Here is a 19,223-nt window from a genome sequence, read left to right as displayed (position 1 = left end):
AGGCGTTGATAATGAGTGGCGACTTCCTCGCTCTGGCACAGCCGGGCGTGCAACAACTTTCGCCTTACGTTCCGGGCAAGCCCGTGGACGAACTGGCCCGCGAGCTGGACATCGATCCGGCAAAAATCGTCAAGCTGGCGAGCAACGAAAACCCGCTGGGTGCCAGTCCCAAGGCACTGGCGGCGATTCGCGAAGAGCTGGCTGAGCTGACTCGCTATCCAGACGGCAACGGGTTTGCGCTGAAAACCCTGCTGGCTGAGCAGTGTCGGGTGGAGCTCGATCAAGTGACATTGGGCAACGGCTCCAACGACATTCTTGAGCTGGTCGCGCGTGCCTATCTGGCGCCAGGCCTGAATGCGGTCTTCAGTGAGCATGCGTTCGCCGTCTACCCGATCGTCACTCAGGCTGTGGGTGCCGAGGCGCGAGTGATTCCAGCCAAGGACTGGGGTCATGACCTGTCGGCCATGCTCGAAGCCATCGACAGCAACACCCGCGTGGTGTTCATCGCCAACCCGAACAACCCGACCGGAACCTGGTTCGACGCCGAGGCGCTGGACGAGTTTCTGCAGGACGTGCCTGAGCGTGTGCTGGTAGTGCTGGATGAGGCGTACATCGAGTACGCCGAAGGTAGCGACCTGCCCGATGGCCTGGATTTTCTCGCGGCGTACCCGAACCTGCTGGTTTCCCGGACCTTCTCCAAGGCCTACGGTCTGGCCGCGTTGCGTGTGGGTTATGGCTTGTCGACCGCGGTGGTCGCCGATGTGTTGAACCGTGTGCGTCAGCCATTCAATGTCAATAGCCTGGCCCTGGCTGCGGCTTGTGCGGCGTTGCAGGACGATGAATACCTGGCTGAAAGTCGTCGCCTGAACGAGTCCGGCATGCAGCAGCTCGAAGCGGGTTTCCGTGAGTTGGGGCTGAGCTGGATTCCTTCCAAAGGCAACTTCATCTGTGTGGATCTGGGGCGCGTTGCGGCGCCGGTTTTCCAGGGCTTGCTGCATGAGGGTGTGATCGTGCGTCCGGTGGCCAATTACGGCATGCCGAATCACTTGCGCATCACCATCGGTCTGCCGGCTGAAAACAGTCGCTTCCTCGAGGCGCTGGCCAAGGTTCTGGCCCGTGGTTGATGTCATCGCCGTGCAACCTGCTGTGCCTATGATCGGTCGCCTGGTGGTGGTCGGTCTCGGGCTGATCGGTGGTTCGTTCGCCAAGGGCCTGCGTGAAAGCGGGTTGTGCCGCGAAGTGGTTGGTGTTGATCTCGATCCGCAATCGCGAAAACTGGCCGTTGAGCTGGGCGTGGTGGACCGTTGTGAAGACGACCTCGCTGTCGCCTGCCGCGGCGCCGATGTGATTCAGTTGGCGGTGCCGATCCTGGCGATGGAGAAACTGCTGGTGCTGTTGGCTGGCATGGACCTGGGGGCGGCGATTCTGACCGATGTCGGCAGTGCCAAGGGCAATGTGGTGCGCGCTGCGACCGAAGCCTTCGGTGGTATGCCGGCGCGCTTCGTTCCGGGGCATCCGATCGCCGGTTCCGAGCAGAGCGGGGTCGAGGCTTCCAACGCTCAGTTGTTCTATCGGCACAAAGTGATTCTGACGCCGCTCAAGCAAACCGATCCGGCTGCCCTGGCAATTGTCGACCGGCTCTGGCGCGAATTGGGTGCCGATGTCGAGCACATGCAGGTCGAGCGTCACGACGAAGTATTGGCGGCGACCAGCCATTTGCCGCACCTGCTGGCATTCGGTTTGGTCGATTCGTTGGCCAAGCGCAGTGAAAATCTGGACATCTTCCGTTACGCTGCGGGCGGTTTCCGCGATTTCACGAGAATCGCCGGCAGTGACCCGGTCATGTGGCACGACATCTTCCTCGCCAATCGCGAAGCTGTCCTGCGCACACTCGATACATTTCGCAGCGATCTCGACGCCTTGCGCGACGCGGTCGATGCAGGGGACGGGCACCAACTGTTGGGCGTCTTTACGCGCGCCCGGGTTGCCCGCGAGCATTTCAGTAAAATCCTGGCCCGCCGGGCCTATGTGGACGCTATGAACTCCAACGATCTGATTTTCCTGGCAAATCCTGGTGGCCGCCTGAGTGGGCGGATTCGTGTACCGGGCGACAAATCAATTTCCCACCGTTCGATCATGCTCGGCTCCCTCGCTGAAGGCGTTACCGAAGTCGAAGGTTTCCTTGAGGGTGAAGATGCCCTGGCGACCTTGCAGGCCTTCCGTGACATGGGTGTCGTGATCGAAGGTCCGCACCATGGTCGCGTGACCATTCACGGTGTCGGCCTGCATGGCTTGAAGCCGGCTCCTGGCCCGATCTATCTGGGCAACTCGGGTACGTCGATGCGTCTGTTGTCCGGCTTGCTGGCCGCGCAGGACTTCGACAGTACCTTGACAGGCGATGCGTCGCTGTCCAAGCGTCCGATGAATCGTGTGGCTAATCCGCTGCGCGAAATGGGTGCGGTGATCGAGACGGCGGCAGAAGGTCGTCCACCGATGACCATTCGTGGCGGCCACAAGCTCAAGGGCCTGACCTACACCATGCCGATGGCCAGCGCACAGGTTAAATCCTGCCTGCTGTTGGCGGGTCTGTACGCCGAGGGCAAGACCACCGTCACCGAGCCTGCTCCGACGCGTGACCATACCGAGCGTATGCTGCGTGGCTTCGGCTACCCGGTTACTGTCAACGGCGCCACCGCGTCGGTCGAATCCGGCCATAAGCTGACCGCGACGCACATTGAAGTGCCGGGCGATATCTCCTCGTCGGCATTCTTCCTGGTGGCAGCATCGATTGCCGAAGGTTCGGAGCTGGTGCTTGAGCACGTGGGTATCAACCCGACCCGTACCGGTGTGATCGACATCCTGCGTCTGATGGGCGCCGATATCACCCTGGAAAACCAGCGTGAAGTCGGTGGCGAGCCAGTGGCTGATTTGCGCGTGCGGGCAGCTAAGCTTAAGGGTATCGAAATTCCTGAAGCGCTGGTTCCGCTGGCCATTGACGAATTCCCGGTACTGTTCGTGGCTGCGGCCTGTGCAGAAGGTCGGACGATCCTGCGTGGCGCGGAAGAGTTGCGGGTCAAGGAATCGGATCGTATCCAGGTGATGGCGGATGGTTTGCTGGCGCTGGGCGTCAAGTGCGAGCCAACGCCGGACGGCATCATCATCGACGGCAGCCAGATTGGCGGCGGCGAAGTGCATGGTCACGGCGATCACCGGATTGCCATGGCGTTCAGCGTTGCATCGTTGCGCGCCAATGCGCCGATCCGTATCCATGACTGCGCCAACGTTGCGACCTCCTTCCCGAACTTCCTCGCGTTGTGCGCGCAAGTCGGTATTCGTGTTGCTCAAGAGGCTCAGTCGTGACCAGCCATGCTCCGGTAATCACCATCGACGGACCGAGCGGCTCGGGCAAGGGCACCATCGCCGGGATTCTCGCCAAGCGCCTGGGTTGGTGCTTGCTGGATTCCGGTGCGTTGTACCGTTTGCTGGCATTCGCTGCGCGCAATCATGGTGTCGACCTGACCAATGAAGAGTCGCTGAAGCTGTTGGCCGCTCATCTCGATGTGCAGTTCATCGGGGCGACCGAAGGTCATCCGCAGCGCATCATCCTTGAAGGTGATGATGTCACTGACGATTTGCGCAACGAGCAGGTCGGTGCATGGGCCTCGCAAGTGGCGGCACTGCCTGCGGTGCGTGACGCCTTGCTGCAGCGCCAGCGGGCATTTCAGGAGGCGCCGGGGTTGGTGGCTGATGGCCGCGACATGGGCACCGTTGTATTTCCCGACGCGCCGCTGAAGATTTTTCTGACCGCCAGTGCCGAGGAACGGGCGCGCCGTCGTTATTTGCAGTTGAAGGGCAAAGTCGAGGGTGTTAGTCTGTCGAGTCTGCTAGATGAGATCCGTGTGCGCGATGAGCGCGACACCCAGCGAGCGGTAGCCCCGCTCAAGCCGGCGGTCGACGCCATACAGCTGGATTCCACGGAGTTGTCCATCGAGCAGGTGCTGGAACGCATCATGAGCGAGATCGCCATTCGCGATATCGCCGGGTGACCAAGAAACACCGCAGGGGACCAGTCATAGTCTTGCGGCGTTTCTTTTATATAAACGTAACCCACATTGTCTGGGATGTGGCAGATGGGCGTATTCTTCGCCCTTATCAACAGGAATTAAAATGAGCGAAAGCTTTGCGGAACTCTTTGAAGAAAGCCTAAAAACCCTGAACCTTCAGGCAGGCTCCATCATCACCGGTGTTATCGTTGATATCGATTACCAAGCTCGCTGGGTAACCGTTCACGCTGGCCTGAAGTCTGAAGCACTCATCCCGCTTGAGCAGTTCTACAACGACGCTGGCGAACTGAATATCAACGTCGGTGACGAAGTTCACGTTGCGCTGGATTCGGTTGAAGACGGCTTTGGTGAAACCAAGCTGTCCCGTGAAAAAGCCAAGCGCGCTGAATGCTGGATCGTTCTGGAAGCAGCCTTCGCAGCCGAAGAAGTGGTCAAGGGCGTTATCAACGGTAAGGTTAAAGGCGGCTTCACTGTCGACGTTAACGGCATCCGTGCGTTCCTGCCTGGTTCTCTGGTTGACGTCCGTCCAGTGCGCGACACCACGCACCTGGAAGGCAAAGAGCTGGAATTCAAGGTCATCAAACTCGACCAGAAACGCAACAACGTTGTCGTTTCCCGTCGTAGCGTCCTCGAAGCCGAGAACTCCGCTGAGCGTGAAGCTCTGCTGGAATCCCTGCAGGAAGGTCAACAAGTCAAAGGTATCGTCAAAAACCTCACCGATTACGGCGCATTCGTCGATCTGGGTGGCGTCGATGGCCTGCTGCACATTACCGACATGGCTTGGAAGCGTATCAAGCATCCTTCCGAAATCGTCAACGTTGGCGACGAGATCGATGTCAAGGTTCTGAAGTACGATCGCGAGCGCAATCGTGTTTCCCTGGGCCTCAAGCAACTGGGCGAAGATCCATGGGTTGCTATCAAAGCCCGTTACCCAGAAAGCACTCGCGTTACCGCACGTGTAACCAACCTGACCGACTACGGCTGCTTCGCTGAGCTGGAAGAAGGCGTTGAAGGTCTGGTACACGTTTCCGAAATGGACTGGACCAACAAGAACATCCACCCTTCGAAAGTCGTACAAGTCGGCGACGAAGTGGAAGTTATGGTTCTGGACATCGACGAAGAGCGTCGTCGTATCTCCCTGGGCATCAAGCAGTGCAAATCTAACCCATGGGAAGATTTCTCTGGCCAGTTCAACAAGGGCGATAAAATCTCCGGCACCATCAAGTCGATCACCGATTTCGGTATCTTCATTGGTCTGGACGGCGGCATCGACGGCCTGGTTCACCTGTCCGACATCTCCTGGAACGAAGTGGGCGAAGAAGCCGTACGTCGCTTCAAGAAGGGCGACGAGCTGGACACCGTTATCCTGTCGGTTGACCCAGAGCGCGAGCGTATCTCCCTGGGTATCAAGCAACTGGAAAGCGATCCGTTCTCCGAGTACGTTCAAGAGAACGACAAAGGCGCAATCGTTAAAGGCATCGTGAAAGAAGTTGACGCTAAAGGCGCCATCATCACTTTGGCTACCGATATCGAAGCTACTCTGAAAGCCTCCGAAATCAGCCGTGACCGCATCGAAGATGCGCGCAACGTTCTGAAAGAAGGCGAAGAAGTTGAAGCCAAGATCATCAGCGTTGACCGCAAGAGCCGTGTAATCCAGCTCTCGATCAAGTCGAAAGACGTTGAAGACGAGAAAGAAGCTATCCAGAGCCTGCGCGACAAGCCAGCTGCTTCGGATGCTCCAGTTGACACCACTCTTGGTGCTCTGCTGCGTGCACAAATGGAAAAACAGAACTAAGTTCTGTCAGACCATAGAAAAAGGGCGACTTCGGTCGCCCTTTTTTGTGCCTGAAATTTGAGGTTTTTGGGGTTTGGGGGAAACAATGTGTGGGAAAGGTGGTCTGTTGTTCAGGCGTATCGATTGTCTATTCGGAGCTAGACTTTAGCTTGAATCGAGCATTGGTTGGGTGTGATGCCTGGCATAAGGAAGGGGATGAACAAGCTCATTGTCACATTGGCAGTGCTGGTCTTGGTGGGGTGTACGACAAACGCCAAAACTCATGTGGTGCGTGGCGTGAGTGGTATCGAGATCGATTGTTCGGGGTTCGGATCAGGTTGGGATAAGTGTTACAAGCGCGCTGCAAGAGAGTGTGGGGTGGAGGGGTACAAGGTCATTGGCAGGTCCAGTGATGCTAAAGAAGAGGGAGAGGATTATCTATTCGGGTGGAACCCGGCCGGATACCTCACTCGCGTCATGTTGGTGGTTTGCAGGTGATGGTTTGGTTTGCCTCTGTGGCGTGGAAGGGTGGGGTGCCGGCTCTGGGAGGCGAGCTTTGCGGTGTCTGTCAGGGAATGCAGATAAGTCAATATATAGGCTGTTCAAAACCCTTCGAGCATGCTAAAACCTTTGAAGCGCTGATCTAGCTGCTTGAAAAAGAAGGGAAAAATATGACGAAGTCGGAGTTGATCGAACGAATTGTCACCCATCAAGGGCTACTCTCATCCAAGGATGTTGAGCTGGCCATCAAGACCATGCTTGAGCAAATGTCCCAGTGCCTGGCGACCGGTGATCGAATCGAAATCCGTGGATTTGGCAGCTTCTCTTTGCACTATCGCGCGCCGCGCGTCGGTCGCAACCCCAAGACCGGCCAGTCGGTTAGTCTTGATGGTAAGTTTGTGCCGCATTTCAAGCCGGGCAAGGAACTGCGAGATCGAGTGAACGAAGACGAGGAGGATGGGGTTTGACAGTGTTGATTCAAGGGGGGGGCATGCGTAATCTCGGGCGCGTTATCATCGTGGTTTTTGTTCTTCTGCTTATCTTGGCGATCCTGGGATTTGTTCTTGAGAATCAGCAGGCTGTTTCTTTGTTGTTCTTTGGTTGGGCTGGCCCGCAATTGCCTATTTCTGTTGTTGTGGTAATAGCATTGTTGGTTGGGATGTTGATCGGTCCCTGTATTGCTTGGTTATATGGTCGCATCATGCGAGTTCGTCGCAAGCGCTTGGCTTGACTCCAATGCTCTCGGCGTCTAAAAGTGCCTGCTTGGCATTTGCTCAGAAGCTGGGGGAAGCGCGCTGTGTACTCATGTTGGATGGCTATTTCCTTAGAGGGTACATCTAGTTCGAAGCTGCTATGTGTTGAAAGATTGGAGTTCTACTCTCCTTCCTCTGGTGTTGAGATTCCTGCAGCTTGCCGCGGTCGATGCGGTTCGTTCTGTTTCGATGCTTTTTTCACTTGCACGGCACCATTCCTGGTTCGGGCGCGCTGCGCCTTGCCTACAAATCGCAAACATGCGATCCTCGCAACGATATTTTTTGTTGCAATACAGTGCTATATGTCGGCTATCGGAATGTTAAATTATTCTGTTTAGTCGTCGTTGATAGTTTTTTTCTATTTCAGGTAGTGCTGTGTCTATTCAAGGGTCAATAAGCGTTTGAGGTTGTGGGAGGGGAATCCCTGTATTGCTTACGCCGGATGGTTATATGAGCATTCCTGATGCTGCGTTTGAGTTTTAGGGGGCTTGGTGATCTGGTCTTGCAGCATGCTCGATGGAATTGCCCGATTTATGTGGTGTTGTTTAGTGGTGTACCTTGTTTGATGTGTTTCGGGTGCGTTGTGCGTATTACGCGGAAGATGAGTTGAACGATAATAGATGAATATGAATGTTTTTCTTCAAAAGCTTCTGCTTTATGTACCGGTAAAAATGGTACCTGCTTTTTCAGGCATCTTCCTGATTTTTTTTCTGTATAAGTCCTTCCCTAATGGGCAGTATGTAAGTTACTCGGTTAGTTTGTTTTGCTCGTTAATTGCTGCGCAATTGTGTGCTGGGTGGGTTGGTAATTCATTTATTTACTATTATTCGGGGGTTGAGGATAAAAGATTATTTATTTCTAATTGCATGTCGGTGATTTTGCTTATTGCGCCTATTGCTTCGCTTCTGGCAGCGGTGGTGTCTGTTTTTTTTGTGCTCGAAAGCTATGTGTTTATATGTGTTTGGTTTTTGTGCTTCAGTCAGATTCTATTTTTCTTTCTTTCGTCCGCGTGTCAGGCAGACTTTTTGGTCAAGCAACAACTAGTGGCGGTAGTGCTGCAGGCTCTCGCGCAGATTTTGTTGATTGTAGCTTTTTTTCGGTTTGTTGATGTTGATTTCAGATATGCGCTTCTGGCTCTGTCTGTGGGTTATTTCATTGCGGCATTCTTTTTGCTGTTTGTAATGCTGAAGAAGTTCGGTGTTTCTAATCCTTTTTTGGATGTTGGCGTATTTAAAGATAATTTGAGATTGATTTATCAGTACGGTGCAGCCTTGTCGCCGTGGATTCTCGGTATGTTGGTGGTGGCTGGTTCTGATCGATTTGCAATAGGCTACTATAGTATTGAACATGGTGATTCGTACCTCTCCTTGAAGGATTTGTTTGTGGGGGGGGCGGGCCTATTAAGTATGCCTTTGTTAATGATGGTTCATCCATTTGTAATTAAAAGATTTAGAGAAGGTGTTTTTGCTGTAAACATAATTGAAAGCTCTTCGAGTTTTTTGATTGTTGCGTTCTCGCTTCTTTGGTGTGCGCTGTATTTTGTGGGTTTTGATTTTTTTGAAAGGATTACGGGGAAGACCATTGAGGCATCTAAAGTGGCTATCCTTTTCGCGTTCGCTGGTGTTTTTTTGAATAGTGTGTCCGTTTATTTTCAAAAGCGCCTTGAAGTGCATCGAAGGATGAAGTTGTTAGCTTACCTCTCAATGATTTCCGCGCTGATTTCGGTGTTTTTTTCTTGGGTGGGCGGCAGGTACTGGGGGCTTTACGGCGTATCTCTTGGTGTTTTGTTGGCTCAAGCACTCTACTTTGTTTTGGTTACTGCGAGCATGTTTAAGCGCCTTGATCTGTATCGTAGCTTTGTGTTGCCGGCATTTATATCGTCTTTAGCCTTTCTCGCCGGTTATGTCTTCTATGCAGGGCTGCAGAGTATTGCGATTTCCTTGCTCTGGTGGGAGAAAACAGTTTTTTGGTTGGTTGGGTTTTCGATTGTCTCGCTTTTTTCTCTTTGGTGGGGGGTGAGGTGGAGTGAATTCATGAAGGCCACTGTATGATGGTGTGGCGTATTGTTATATTATCTCGTTCGTTCCAATGGTCTGTTTTTTATCAGGTTTTGGTTTGGATGGTATTGAGCAAAATGGTGGTGCTTGTCTATGGAGTGTGTTCATTTCGGCGGCAGTCAGGCTAAGCTTTTACTTGTAAAATCTTCAGGTTTTGTTGTTCGTCGTATTGGTTATTGAGAAGGCGAAAATGAGTAAAAGAATTGTTTTGTTGGGTTTTTATGTGGGTGACCGCTATTTTGAAAAATATTCGGCAGGGGATGCATTTCCCCAGGTGGCAGCTTATAAGTTAGAGGGGCGATTTCTTGATGCGCTACGATTTGCTGGCGGTGTAGTTAATACGGTTGCCAGTATTGCTGTGTCAACGTATCCGAACAACAAAAAGGTGTACTTTCCAAGTGATATGTATGTGGGGGTGGAGGGGGGGAGATGTAATGTTACTCCGCTGATAAACTTGCCGCTATTTAAAGTTATTAGTCGCATGTTGGGGTCGTTGTTTGGTCTGCTTCGCTTGCGAAGGGTTGGGCTAGATGTTGTATGTGTCTATGCGGCTCATACGCCCAATCTGCTGGCTGCCTATATTCTACGAAAACTCCACGGCATTCCTTTTTTTGTTTATATACCAGATCTGCCCTCTTATATGGATATGGGGATGAATAGATCTTTTTTTATGCGGCTCTTGAAAAGGCTGGACGCGCGTATTATCGATTTTCTTATTTCTGCGTCCTCTGGTGTTTTTGTTACGAGTCAGTACATGGTGAAAGATAGTGCCAAGTGGTCCGATAAGGCGTACTTGGTGCTTGAAGGTATTTCTAGTTCTGCTGCGCTGGCTGTAAGCAGTGATGTGTCACTGGGGGCGCACAAGCAATTTATTTTTTATGCGGGCGGGTTGAATAAAGCTTATGGAATAGTTGAACTGGTTGAGGGTTTTATAAAGGCCGGTGTTGACTATGAGTTGTGGCTGTGTGGGCGTGGTGAGCTGGAGTCGTATCTTTCTGAAGTTTCTGCTCGGCATCCATCGGTGAAGTACTTGGGCTTCTTGAGTGTCTCGGAAGTTGAGAGAATACAAGCTAGCGCATCGTGCTTGATTTTAAGCAGGAGTCCAGAGCAGCTCTACACGCGTTATTCATTTCCTTCTAAATTGCTTGAATATATGGTTAGCGGCGTACCTGTGTTAACGACTCGGCTCGGGGGGATCCCTGATGAGTACTATGAATTTTTGAATGTTATAGAGGACTCTTCCTCTGATGGCATCAGTGCCGCTTTGACGGCGTTTTGTGCAGCTGATCAACAATTTTTGTTGAAGAAGGCGGCTTGTGGTAAGATTTGGGTTTCGGAAAATAAGTCTAGCTTTGCCGTCGGACGAAAAATCGTAGATTTTATGGAGGAACATAATTGACTATTTTTAGTGGTAAAAAACTGTTGATCACCGGCGGGACTGGTTCTTTCGGAAACGCCGTACTTAAGCGTTTCCTGGATACTGATATAGCTGAGATTCGTATATTCAGTCGTGATGAAAAGAAGCAGGATGACATGCGTAAGCACTACGCAAACTCCAAGCTTAAGTTTTATATTGGTGATGTTCGCGATTATCAGAGCGTTCTAAATGCCACTCGCGGTGTTGACTATATTTTCCATGCTGCCGCGCTCAAGCAAGTACCTTCCTGTGAATTTCACCCCATGGAAGCGGTCAAGACTAACGTCATGGGCACAGAAAACGTACTTGAGGCCTCCATTCAAAATGGCGTTAAGCGTGTAGTTTGCCTTAGCACCGACAAAGCTGTTTATCCGATCAATGCCATGGGTATCTCCAAGGCGATGATGGAAAAGGTGATGGTTGCCAAGTCGCGCGGTGCTGATGACGACAAAACTGTCATTTGTGGTACTCGCTATGGCAACGTGATGGCGTCGCGTGGTTCGGTTATTCCGCTGTTTATTCAACAGATTCGTGATGGTAAGCCTTTAACGCTGACCGACCCGAACATGACGCGTTTCATGATGACTCTTGCCGATGCTGTGGACCTTGTGCTTTATGCATTCGAACACGGTAATAATGGTGATTTGTTTGTACAAAAGGCGCCGGCGGCTACTGTAGAGGTTCTTGCCAAAGCGTTGACGCAGATGCTCAATTTGCCTGAGCATCCGATACAAGTGATCGGCACGCGTCATGGTGAGAAGTTGTATGAAGCATTGCTCAGTCGTGAAGAGATGGCCTGCGCCGAAGACCGCGGTGAGTACTTCCGTGTGCCGCCTGATTTGCGTGATTTGAACTACGCAAAATTCGTAGAACAAGGCGAAGAGAAGATTTCCCGTACTGAAGATTACAACTCGCACAATACTGTGAGATTGGACGTGGACGGTATGAAGCAGCTGTTACTTAAGCTTGACTTTATGCGCGCTATTCAGCGTGGCGAATACGCAACGCCTGAGGAGTGACAGAATGAAAGTGCTGATCACCGGTTCCAACGGTTTTGTTGGCAAGAATCTGATAGCGCACTTGAGCGAACGTAGCGACGTTGAAGTGCTGCGCTTTACTCGTGAAGATGATATCGCGCAACTGCCTGTCTTAATGGCAGAAGTGGACTTTGTGTTTCACTTGGCCGGGGTCAATCGCCCGCAGGATCCGGAGGAGTTCAAGACGGGTAACGCTGACCTGACTCGCGCGCTTTGCGAGGCGGTTGCGGCGTGTGGCAGGTCTGTGCCTGTTCTTTATACTTCTTCCAGCCAGGCAGAGCTTGATAATCCTTACGGCAGCAGTAAGCGTGCTGCCGAAGAAGCGTTGACCGAACTGGCTGATCAGCACGGCGCGACAGTTTACGTGTTCAGGTTGCCGAATGTTTTTGGCAAATGGGCTCGTCCAAACTACAATTCTGCGGTCGCAACCTTCTGTCATAATATTGTCCATGGTTTGCCTATTCAGATTAATGATCCGCAGGCCAATATCAATCTGGTGTATATCGATGATGTAATTAAGTACTTCATCGCCGCGCTGGATGGTCAATTACCGGTTGAGCGTTTCGTTGCGGTTGAACCTCAATACACTATTAGTGTTGGAGCACTGGCGAAGCAGCTAGAGGCATTTCGCGATAGTCGCGCTTCGTTGATCACGGAGCCGGTTGGTACGGGGTTGGTTCGAGCGTTATATTCTACCTACGTCAGCTACCTGACACCGGATCGCTTCACTTACGAGGTTCCTAAATATGGGGACCCTCGGGGTGTATTTGTTGAAATGTTGAAGACAGGGGACAGCGGTCAGTTCTCCTACTTTACCGCCCATCCAGGAGTAACGCGTGGCGGTCATTACCATCACTCGAAAACTGAAAAGTTTCTGGTGATTAAAGGTAAGGCATGTTTTCGTTTCCGTCACATAGTCTCTGGGGAATTTTACGAGTTGTTCACAACAGGTGAGCAGCCGGAAATTGTCGAGACTGTGCCGGGGTGGACGCATGACATCACTAATGCAGGAGACGATGAAATGATCGTCATGCTCTGGGCCAACGAGATTTTTAATCGTGAGCTCCCGGATACCTATGCGCGGCCATTAGCGACTCCGGTATAAGGCATGAGGTACTCTCTGCTCTGTTTGCATGCTTTGAGTGCGCAGTGCAGAGAGCCTGTCTGTTAGTAAGCGTGCAATGAGTCCCACATTCTAATCAGCCACTTGAAATCTATCCTCCTCTTTCGGGGATGGGTCGTTCAGGTGCGCTTCGTCATCAAAGGCAGAAAACAACGCCCCGTTGAAACTCTCGGCGCCTCGAAGGTCTGTTGATAGTTGGGTGCTCTGCCCCATCTGGATGTCGAATCCGCGGTGCTCTTGGTCGTTGCTGCGTTCGCAGTACAGGTTGAATTTTTGACTTGGTATGCTGTCATCAGCCTGGCGCGACACCTGTCGTCGGGGCGGCTGGATGCTGGTGTGCCATGCGCAGTAAAAAACGGGTGCTGGCTAAACTGAGGCGCAAAAAAAACGACTCAATGTGTCATTATGTACCGCGACATTCGTCGCTTGCTCGGCAGCGATAAGCAGGCTCTGCGCGCTGCGCCAAAGCCGACAGCAGCTTGGCGACGATCGAGTTGCGCTTCGGTTGATTCGAGGCAGCAGGCGAGTATTACTGATTGTTTGTCTATCACTTTTTGAAATGTGACGCTTAAAAAATGAAAAAACTAAAGGTCGTAACCGTGGTGGGAACCCGCCCGGAAATTATTCGTCTGTCGCGTGTAATGGCTGCTCTGGATCAGTATTGTGATCATGTACTTGTTCATACCGGGCAAAATTACGACTACGAACTGAACGAAATTTTCTTTCAGGATCTAGGCATTCGCAAGCCTGACCATTTCCTGAACGCGGCCGGCTCTACGGGTGCGGAAACCATCGGTAACGTGATCATTAGCGTAGATCGTGTACTGGCGGAGGTTCAACCTGAGGCCTTGTTGGTACTGGGCGACACCAATAGTTGTATGGCGGTTATTCCTGCCAAGCGTCGTAAGATTCCGACCTTCCATATGGAGGCTGGCAATCGTTGTTTCGATATGCGAGTGCCGGAAGAGATCAATCGTCGAATTGTCGATCACACCGCAGACATTAATCTGACTTATAGCACTATCGCTCGGGATTATCTGCTGCGTGAAGGTTTGTCGCCTGACATGGTGATCAAGACCGGAAGCCCAATGTTTGAAGTCCTCAACTATTATCGCGAGGGTATTGAGGCGTCTGATGTTCTTGAACGATTGGGTCTTGAGTCAGGTAAGTTCTTTGTCGTCAGCGCGCACCGCGAAGAAAATATTGACTCTGATCAGAATTTTCTGAAGCTGGTAGACGTTCTTAATAAAACAGCAGAAACCTACGGGATGCCGGTTATTGTATCTACGCACCCTCGGACGCAGAAGCGTGTAGATGCAATGGGCGTGCAGTTTCACGAGAATGTGCGCTTGCTTAAGCCGCTGGGCTTCAAAGACTACAATAAACTTCAGCTCGAGTCCAAAGCGGTTCTTTCCGACAGCGGCACGATCAACGAAGAGTCCTCGATTCTCAACTTCCCTGCATTGAATATTCGGGAAGCTCACGAGCGTCCAGAAGGCATGGAAGAGGCTGCTGTCATGATGGTCGGCCTTGAGGTCGAGCGAGTGATGCAAGGTCTGCAACTCTTGGAGACACAAAGTCGTGGGGATAAACGGACGCTCCGACTGGTGCAGGATTACAGCATGCCAAACGTTGCGGAAAAGGTAGTTAGAATTATCCACAGCTACCGTGATTATGTTATGCGCGTCGTTTGGAAAAGGTTCTAAATAGAATGGCAGTTCGCGTATTATTGCTTACCCAATGGTTTGACCCGGAGCCGACTTTCAAAGGTCTTGTTTTCGCGCGGGAGCTTGTTAGGCAGGGGTTTGACGTCGAGGTGATTACGGGTTTTCCCAACTATCCTGGTGGCAAGATTTATCCTGGCTTTAAAATGCGATTAATTCAGCGTGAGTTGATCGATGGTGTAAGAGTAACGCGACTGCCTCTCTATCCAAGTCATGGACAAAGTGGGGCTGGGCGGATAGTCAATTATGTCAGTTTTGCTGCGACAAGTCTTTTTTACGGACTGTTCTTCAGTAAGCGCGCTGATGTGATATATGCCTACCACCCTCCCTTGACGGTAGGTATCGTAGCGACGATTATCCGTTTCTTTAGACGTATTCCGGTTGTTTACGATATACAGGATCTGTGGCCTGATACTTTGCGTGCAACAGGAATGTTCGCTAATGAAAAGGCGCTCAATCTGGTGTCCAAAGTTTGTAACTACGTCTATAAAAATGTTGATCAACTGGTAGTGCTTTCACCCGGTTTCAAGCGTTTGCTGGTTGAGCGTGGTGTGCCGGAAAGTAAGATTGAAATTATCTATAACTGGTGCGCGGAGGATCTTTTGGTTTCCTCCGGTAATCAGTTACCCGCCAATTTTCCAAATGCCTCAAGATTTCGCGTTTTGTTTGCCGGGAATATGGGCAAGGCGCAAGCTCTGGACTCAGTGCTCGACGCCGCTAATCTTCTTCAGGAACGGAGTATCGAACTGGTATTCGTCTTCTTGGGTGGAGGGGTTGAAGTCGAACGCTTGAAGCAAAAGGCTGAAGCGAACGGTCTGCGCAATGTTGTGTTTTTACCTTCCGTCCCTATGAGTGATGTGGGCAGTTATCTTGCGAATGCCGACGCGTTGCTGGTACATCTGAAAAAAGATCCATTGTTTACGGTGACCATCCCTTCTAAAACGCAGGCGTATATGGCTGTTGGTAAACCGTTATTAATGGCAGTCGATGGGGATGCAGCTGACTTGGTGCGGCTGAGTGGCTGTGGACTCGTCGCTGAGTCGGAAAATCCAGAGTCGCTGGCTGCTGCTGTCCAGTCTTTGCATCTGGCTGGCGATCGGAGTCGAAATGAGATGGCTGAAAAAGGTCGATTTTATTATCGCGACAATCTTTCGTTAAGTGAAGGTGTGCGACGATTTGCCGATATTTTCAAGCGGCTTTCAAAACGCAAATGACATTATGTTTCAGGTCGAAATCGACGCTCGCCTTGATATGCAATTTAGGAACATAAAATGTTGAAACGGCTTTTTGATATTCTGGCTTCTTTTTTTGGCCTGCTATTGTTGTCTCCCGTTATTTTGTTTGTGGCTTTTCAAATTCGCCGCAAACTCGGAGGGCCCGTTTTGTTCCGCCAAGTCAGGCCTGGTCTTCACGGCAAGCCTTTCGAGATGGTTAAGTTTCGCACGATGAAGAACGCTTTTGATTCAAAAGGCGTACCTCTTCCTGATGCTGAGCGCATGACGCCATTTGGGGCGTTTTTGCGCTCCAGTAGTTTGGATGAGCTACCTGAGTTGTGGAATGTCCTGAAGGGGGAGATGAGTCTTGTAGGGCCGCGCCCGCTGTTGATGGAATATCTTCCTCTTTACAGTCCAGAGCAATTTAGACGCCATGATGCGCGCCCAGGCGTGACCGGATGGGCGCAAATCAATGGGCGTAATGCGTTGAGTTGGAATGAAAAATTCAACCTGGATGTCTGGTACGTTGATAATCAGTCTCTAAAACTTGATATAAAAATCATTCTATTGACCCTCAAGAAGGTTGTAGTTCGCGAAGGAATCAGCGCCGACGGGGAGGTCACCATGTCGAAATTCACCGGTAACAAGCCATGAAACGGTTGGCCATTCTCGGGGCGGGCGGGCACGGCAAGGTGGTCGCCGATACTGCAGAATGCTGTGGGTGGGAGCATGTAGATTTTTTTGCGGACGGCTGGCCTGCGCAGGTGACGAATGGCAGTTGGAGTGTCGTTGGAGACACTTCGTTGTTGATAGAGCAGCTCTCGCACTATGACGGGGTAGTCGTTGCGATAGGGCAAAACTCAATTCGTAAAGCCAAGCTTGATGAGCTTGCTCAGATAGGGGCTCCTCTGGTTTCGTTGGTTCATCCCGCGGCCACTGTCAGTCGGCGAGCATCTATTGGCCTTGGTTCAGTAGTATTCGCAGGTGTAGTGGTGAATGCTGACGCGGTGATAGGTCCGGGCGCGATTCTGAATACCGGTTGCAGCGTTGATCACGATTGTGTTTTGGGTGAGTGCGTCCATGTCAGCCCCGGTGCTAGACTGGCGGGCGGTGTTCGGGTCGGCAATCTGAGTTGGATTGGCATTGGTGCTAGTGTCAGGCAATTGATTCGGATCGGCGCAGGCGTAACCGTCGGCGCGGGGGCCGTTGCGGTAAGCGATGTAGAAGACTCGGTGACAGTGCTTGGTGTCCCGGCAAAGGTGTTTTTCAGGACGTGACCTGCGTCGTACAGCGCGATCATTGCGCTTGATACGGCGTATTTGAATGGATGCTTCGCGAGATCCTTTATTTTTAATCTATGGGTACTGGCTGTGTTGAATACACCATTTTCTCCTTGGCCCTCTTTCACTGTTGATGAGGCTGATGCGGTTCGTGATGTGATTCTCTCCAATAAAGTCAACTATTGGACGGGGCAAGAGTGTCGGGAGTTTGAAAAGGAATTTGCTGTCTGGGCAGATACAAAGCATGCAATTGCCCTGGCCAACGGAACGGTCGCACTGGACCTCGCATTGCAGGCGCTGGGAATTGGCGCTGGTGATGAGGTCATTGTGACTCCGCGTACCTTCCTGGCCTCTGTATCCAGCATTGTCAATGCGGGGGCTATTCCCGTATTTGCCGAAGTTGACCCGGACTCCCAGAATTTCACTGCCGAGACCATCCGTGCGGTGCTGACTGAGCGTACTCGTGCGTTGATTTGCGTGCATCTTGCAGGATGGCCGTGCGACATGGACCCGATTATGTCGCTGGCAGCAGAGTATGATCTGAAGGTCATTGAAGATTGTGCCCAGGCACATGGCGCGCTCTATAAAGGACGCCCGGTAGGTTCCATTGGTCATGTCGGAGCCTGGTCGTTCTGCCAGGACAAGATTATGACCACCGGCGGCGAAGGCGGCATGGTCACCACGAATGACCGAGACCTCTGGTTGAAAATGTGGTCTATCAAGGACCATGGCAAGAGCTGGGAAGCGATCTATGAACGTGAACATGCGCCTGGCTTTCGCTGGTTGCATGAAAGTTTTGGTACTAACTGGCGAATGCTGGAAGTACAGGCTGTCATTGGGCGTATCCAATTGCGTCGAATGCCCGAGTGGCAAGCAAGTCGACTTGAGCACGCGGAACGCATTTGGTCATGTGCTCGTCAACTGGGCGGGCTGCGTGTTCCAGTCATTCCAGAATATTGCACTCACGCGGCCTACAAGTGTTATGTCTTTGTTGAGCCACAATTTCTGAAAGCTGAATGGAGTCGTGATCGCATTATTTCGGAAATTACTGCTCGTGGTGTTCCGTGCTACTCCGGTTCTTGCTCCGAGGTTTACCTTGAGAAGGCCTTTGACGATACCGGTTGGAGACCCGACGTTCGCTTCTCTGTGGCACAGGAACTCGGGGAAACAAGCTTGATGTTCCTTGTGCATCCGACGCTGACACAGTCGGAAATGGACAAGACATGTGCGGTTCTTGGCGAAGTAATGCAATTGGCATATCAAGCACACGCTTGATTTGACAGGGCATCCTGCGGCCGAAAGTCTTCTTGGCATACATTCCCGGCTGTCAATTTGCTCGGGATGTATGTCAGTAATCAGATGTTCTGTTTGCTGCAGTGACGTTGGCGATTTAGAGTGCAGGAGCTGTGAGGTGTTCGAAGGGTTTATGGATAAGTTGCGAACTTTGTTGTTGGGGCTGCCGCGCCGTCATAAAAGGTTGATTCAGATTCTTGCGGACGTCATGTTGGTTTGGGGGGCGCTGTGGTTGGCGTTTTTCGTACGCCTGGGTCTCGACGAGGTGGTCAATCCCTTTGCAGATCATCTATGGCTTTTTTTGGCGACCCCCGTAATTTCCGTTCCTCTCTTCATTCGTTTTGGCATGTACCGAGCAGTGCTGCGCTACTTCGGCAATGATGCGCTGATAGCGATTATCAAGGCTGTCAGCCTTTCATCGCTGATTCTCGGGGTGGTGGTGTACTGGTACAGCAACCATCAGAACGTCGTACCTCGCTCGATCATTTTTAACTATTGGTGGTTAAGCCTGATCATGGTGGGTGGACTGCGCCTGGCCATGCGCCAGTATTTTCTGGGCGACTGGTTTACCGCGGCGCAGCACGTTCCGTTCACCAATCGTGACAATGGATTGCCCCGTGTTGCTATCTATGGGGCAGGTGCCGCCGGTAACCAACTGGTTGCCGCCTTGCGCATGGGCCGGGTCATGCGCCCGATAGCGTTTATCGATGATGATAAGAGCATTGCCGATCGGGTGATCTCAGGTTTGCAGGTGTACAAGCCCAAGCACATTCAACGCATGATCGAAGAGACCGGGGCTCAGGAAATCCTGTTGGCGATTCCTTCGGCCAATCGCGGGCGTCGCCGCGAGATTCTGGGCTTTCTGGAAGGTTTTCCGCTGCACGTTCGAAGTGTGCCGGGTTTCATGGACCTGGCCAGCGGCCGGGTCAAGGTGGATGACATTCAGGAGGTCGACATCGCGGACCTGCTTGGCCGCGATGCGGTGCC

At 51.9% G+C, this 19,223-nt stretch carries 17 protein-coding genes; all 17 read left to right on the top strand.

Annotated features, from left to right (window positions below; genetic code table 11):
* Positions 1-11: 11 nt before the first annotated feature.
* A complete protein-coding gene (gene hisC, locus BK658_RS27150) occupies positions 12-1,124 on the top strand; it encodes a histidinol-phosphate transaminase (RefSeq protein WP_123584982.1) in 1,113 nt (370 codons plus the stop codon).
* Positions 1,125-1,152: 28 nt separating this feature from the next.
* A complete protein-coding gene (locus BK658_RS27145; RefSeq protein ID WP_123585003.1) occupies positions 1,153-3,360 on the top strand; it encodes a bifunctional prephenate dehydrogenase/3-phosphoshikimate 1-carboxyvinyltransferase in 2,208 nt (735 codons plus the stop codon).
* Positions 3,357-4,046, top strand: a complete 690-nt coding sequence (cmk, locus tag BK658_RS27140) for a (d)CMP kinase (RefSeq protein WP_054593462.1) — start codon at positions 3,357-3,359, stop codon at positions 4,044-4,046. Before BK658_RS27145 ends, cmk begins: the two co-directional genes overlap by 4 nt.
* A gap of 121 nt (positions 4,047-4,167) precedes the next feature.
* Positions 4,168-5,859: a 30S ribosomal protein S1 gene (gene rpsA / locus BK658_RS27135; RefSeq protein ID WP_019692981.1), complete on the top strand. Its 1,692-nt coding sequence runs from the start codon at positions 4,168-4,170 to the stop codon at positions 5,857-5,859.
* Between the two features lie 195 nt (positions 5,860-6,054).
* On the top strand, positions 6,055-6,336 hold the full coding sequence (locus BK658_RS30475; RefSeq protein ID WP_123584981.1) for a hypothetical protein: 282 nt from the start codon (positions 6,055-6,057) through the stop codon (positions 6,334-6,336).
* 173 nt (positions 6,337-6,509) lie between these two features.
* Positions 6,510-6,806 carry an integration host factor subunit beta gene (ihfB, locus tag BK658_RS27125; protein ID WP_032888918.1) on the top strand — a complete coding sequence of 99 codons (297 nt, stop codon included), beginning with the start codon at positions 6,510-6,512 and terminating at the stop codon, positions 6,804-6,806.
* Positions 6,807-6,829: 23 nt separating this feature from the next.
* Positions 6,830-7,069, top strand: a complete 240-nt coding sequence (locus BK658_RS27120; protein WP_123585002.1) for a lipopolysaccharide assembly protein LapA domain-containing protein — start codon at positions 6,830-6,832, stop codon at positions 7,067-7,069.
* 642 nt (positions 7,070-7,711) lie between these two features.
* Positions 7,712-9,142, top strand: a complete 1,431-nt coding sequence (locus BK658_RS27115) for a sugar transporter (protein WP_123584980.1) — start codon at positions 7,712-7,714, stop codon at positions 9,140-9,142.
* 196 nt (positions 9,143-9,338) lie between these two features.
* The gene (locus BK658_RS27110) at positions 9,339-10,547 is read left to right on the top strand and encodes a glycosyltransferase (RefSeq protein ID WP_123584979.1); all 1,209 of its coding nucleotides are present in this window, start codon (positions 9,339-9,341) and stop codon (positions 10,545-10,547) included.
* A gap of 2 nt (positions 10,548-10,549) precedes the next feature.
* A complete protein-coding gene (locus BK658_RS27105) occupies positions 10,550-11,584 on the top strand; it encodes a polysaccharide biosynthesis protein (protein WP_071555825.1) in 1,035 nt (344 codons plus the stop codon).
* 4 nt (positions 11,585-11,588) lie between these two features.
* Entirely contained in the window at positions 11,589-12,707 is a 1,119-nt protein-coding gene (gene wbjC, locus BK658_RS27100; RefSeq protein WP_123584978.1) for a UDP-2-acetamido-2,6-beta-L-arabino-hexul-4-ose reductase, read from the top strand.
* A 593-nt stretch (positions 12,708-13,300) separates the two neighbouring features.
* Positions 13,301-14,431, top strand: coding sequence for a non-hydrolyzing UDP-N-acetylglucosamine 2-epimerase (gene wecB, locus BK658_RS27090; RefSeq protein ID WP_123584976.1), 1,131 nt, complete (start codon positions 13,301-13,303; stop codon positions 14,429-14,431).
* Between the two features lie 5 nt (positions 14,432-14,436).
* Positions 14,437-15,663, top strand: a complete 1,227-nt coding sequence (locus BK658_RS27085; protein ID WP_123584975.1) for a glycosyltransferase family 4 protein — start codon at positions 14,437-14,439, stop codon at positions 15,661-15,663.
* A gap of 57 nt (positions 15,664-15,720) precedes the next feature.
* Positions 15,721-16,317 carry a sugar transferase gene (locus BK658_RS27080; protein WP_123584974.1) on the top strand — a complete coding sequence of 199 codons (597 nt, stop codon included), beginning with the start codon at positions 15,721-15,723 and terminating at the stop codon, positions 16,315-16,317.
* The gene (locus BK658_RS27075) at positions 16,314-16,940 is read left to right on the top strand and encodes an acetyltransferase (protein ID WP_123584973.1); all 627 of its coding nucleotides are present in this window, start codon (positions 16,314-16,316) and stop codon (positions 16,938-16,940) included. Before BK658_RS27080 ends, BK658_RS27075 begins: the two co-directional genes overlap by 4 nt.
* Positions 16,941-17,033: 93 nt before the next feature.
* A complete protein-coding gene (locus BK658_RS27070) occupies positions 17,034-18,218 on the top strand; it encodes a DegT/DnrJ/EryC1/StrS family aminotransferase (RefSeq protein ID WP_123585001.1) in 1,185 nt (394 codons plus the stop codon).
* Positions 18,219-18,369: 151 nt separating this feature from the next.
* On the top strand, positions 18,370-19,223 hold an 854-nt coding region (locus tag BK658_RS27065; protein ID WP_404943201.1), incomplete at its 3' end, for a nucleoside-diphosphate sugar epimerase/dehydratase.

Origin of the sequence: Pseudomonas brassicacearum (assembly GCF_003732175.1) — a bacterium.
GTDB classification, from domain to species: Bacteria; Pseudomonadota; Gammaproteobacteria; order Pseudomonadales; family Pseudomonadaceae; genus Aquipseudomonas; species Aquipseudomonas brassicacearum_G.
This window is presented reverse-complemented; position numbering and strand designations above follow the sequence as displayed.

Coding starts and splice junctions, on each gene's coding strand:
- BK658_RS27080 (WP_123584974.1), top strand. CDS start 15,721: ATGTTGAAACGGCTTTTTGATATTCTGGCTTCTTTTTTTGGCCTGCTA.
- BK658_RS27115 (WP_123584980.1), top strand. CDS start 7,712: ATGAATATGAATGTTTTTCTTCAAAAGCTTCTGCTTTATGTACCGGTA.
- BK658_RS27110 (WP_123584979.1), top strand. CDS start 9,339: ATGAGTAAAAGAATTGTTTTGTTGGGTTTTTATGTGGGTGACCGCTAT.
- BK658_RS27120 (WP_123585002.1), top strand. CDS start 6,830: ATGCGTAATCTCGGGCGCGTTATCATCGTGGTTTTTGTTCTTCTGCTT.
- wecB (WP_123584976.1), top strand. CDS start 13,301: ATGAAAAAACTAAAGGTCGTAACCGTGGTGGGAACCCGCCCGGAAATT.
- hisC (WP_123584982.1), top strand. CDS start 12: ATGAGTGGCGACTTCCTCGCTCTGGCACAGCCGGGCGTGCAACAACTT.
- ihfB (WP_032888918.1), top strand. CDS start 6,510: ATGACGAAGTCGGAGTTGATCGAACGAATTGTCACCCATCAAGGGCTA.
- BK658_RS30475 (WP_123584981.1), top strand. CDS start 6,055: ATGAACAAGCTCATTGTCACATTGGCAGTGCTGGTCTTGGTGGGGTGT.
- rpsA (WP_019692981.1), top strand. CDS start 4,168: ATGAGCGAAAGCTTTGCGGAACTCTTTGAAGAAAGCCTAAAAACCCTG.
- BK658_RS27075 (WP_123584973.1), top strand. CDS start 16,314: ATGAAACGGTTGGCCATTCTCGGGGCGGGCGGGCACGGCAAGGTGGTC.
- wbjC (WP_123584978.1), top strand. CDS start 11,589: ATGAAAGTGCTGATCACCGGTTCCAACGGTTTTGTTGGCAAGAATCTG.
- BK658_RS27085 (WP_123584975.1), top strand. CDS start 14,437: ATGGCAGTTCGCGTATTATTGCTTACCCAATGGTTTGACCCGGAGCCG.
- BK658_RS27145 (WP_123585003.1), top strand. CDS start 1,153: ATGATCGGTCGCCTGGTGGTGGTCGGTCTCGGGCTGATCGGTGGTTCG.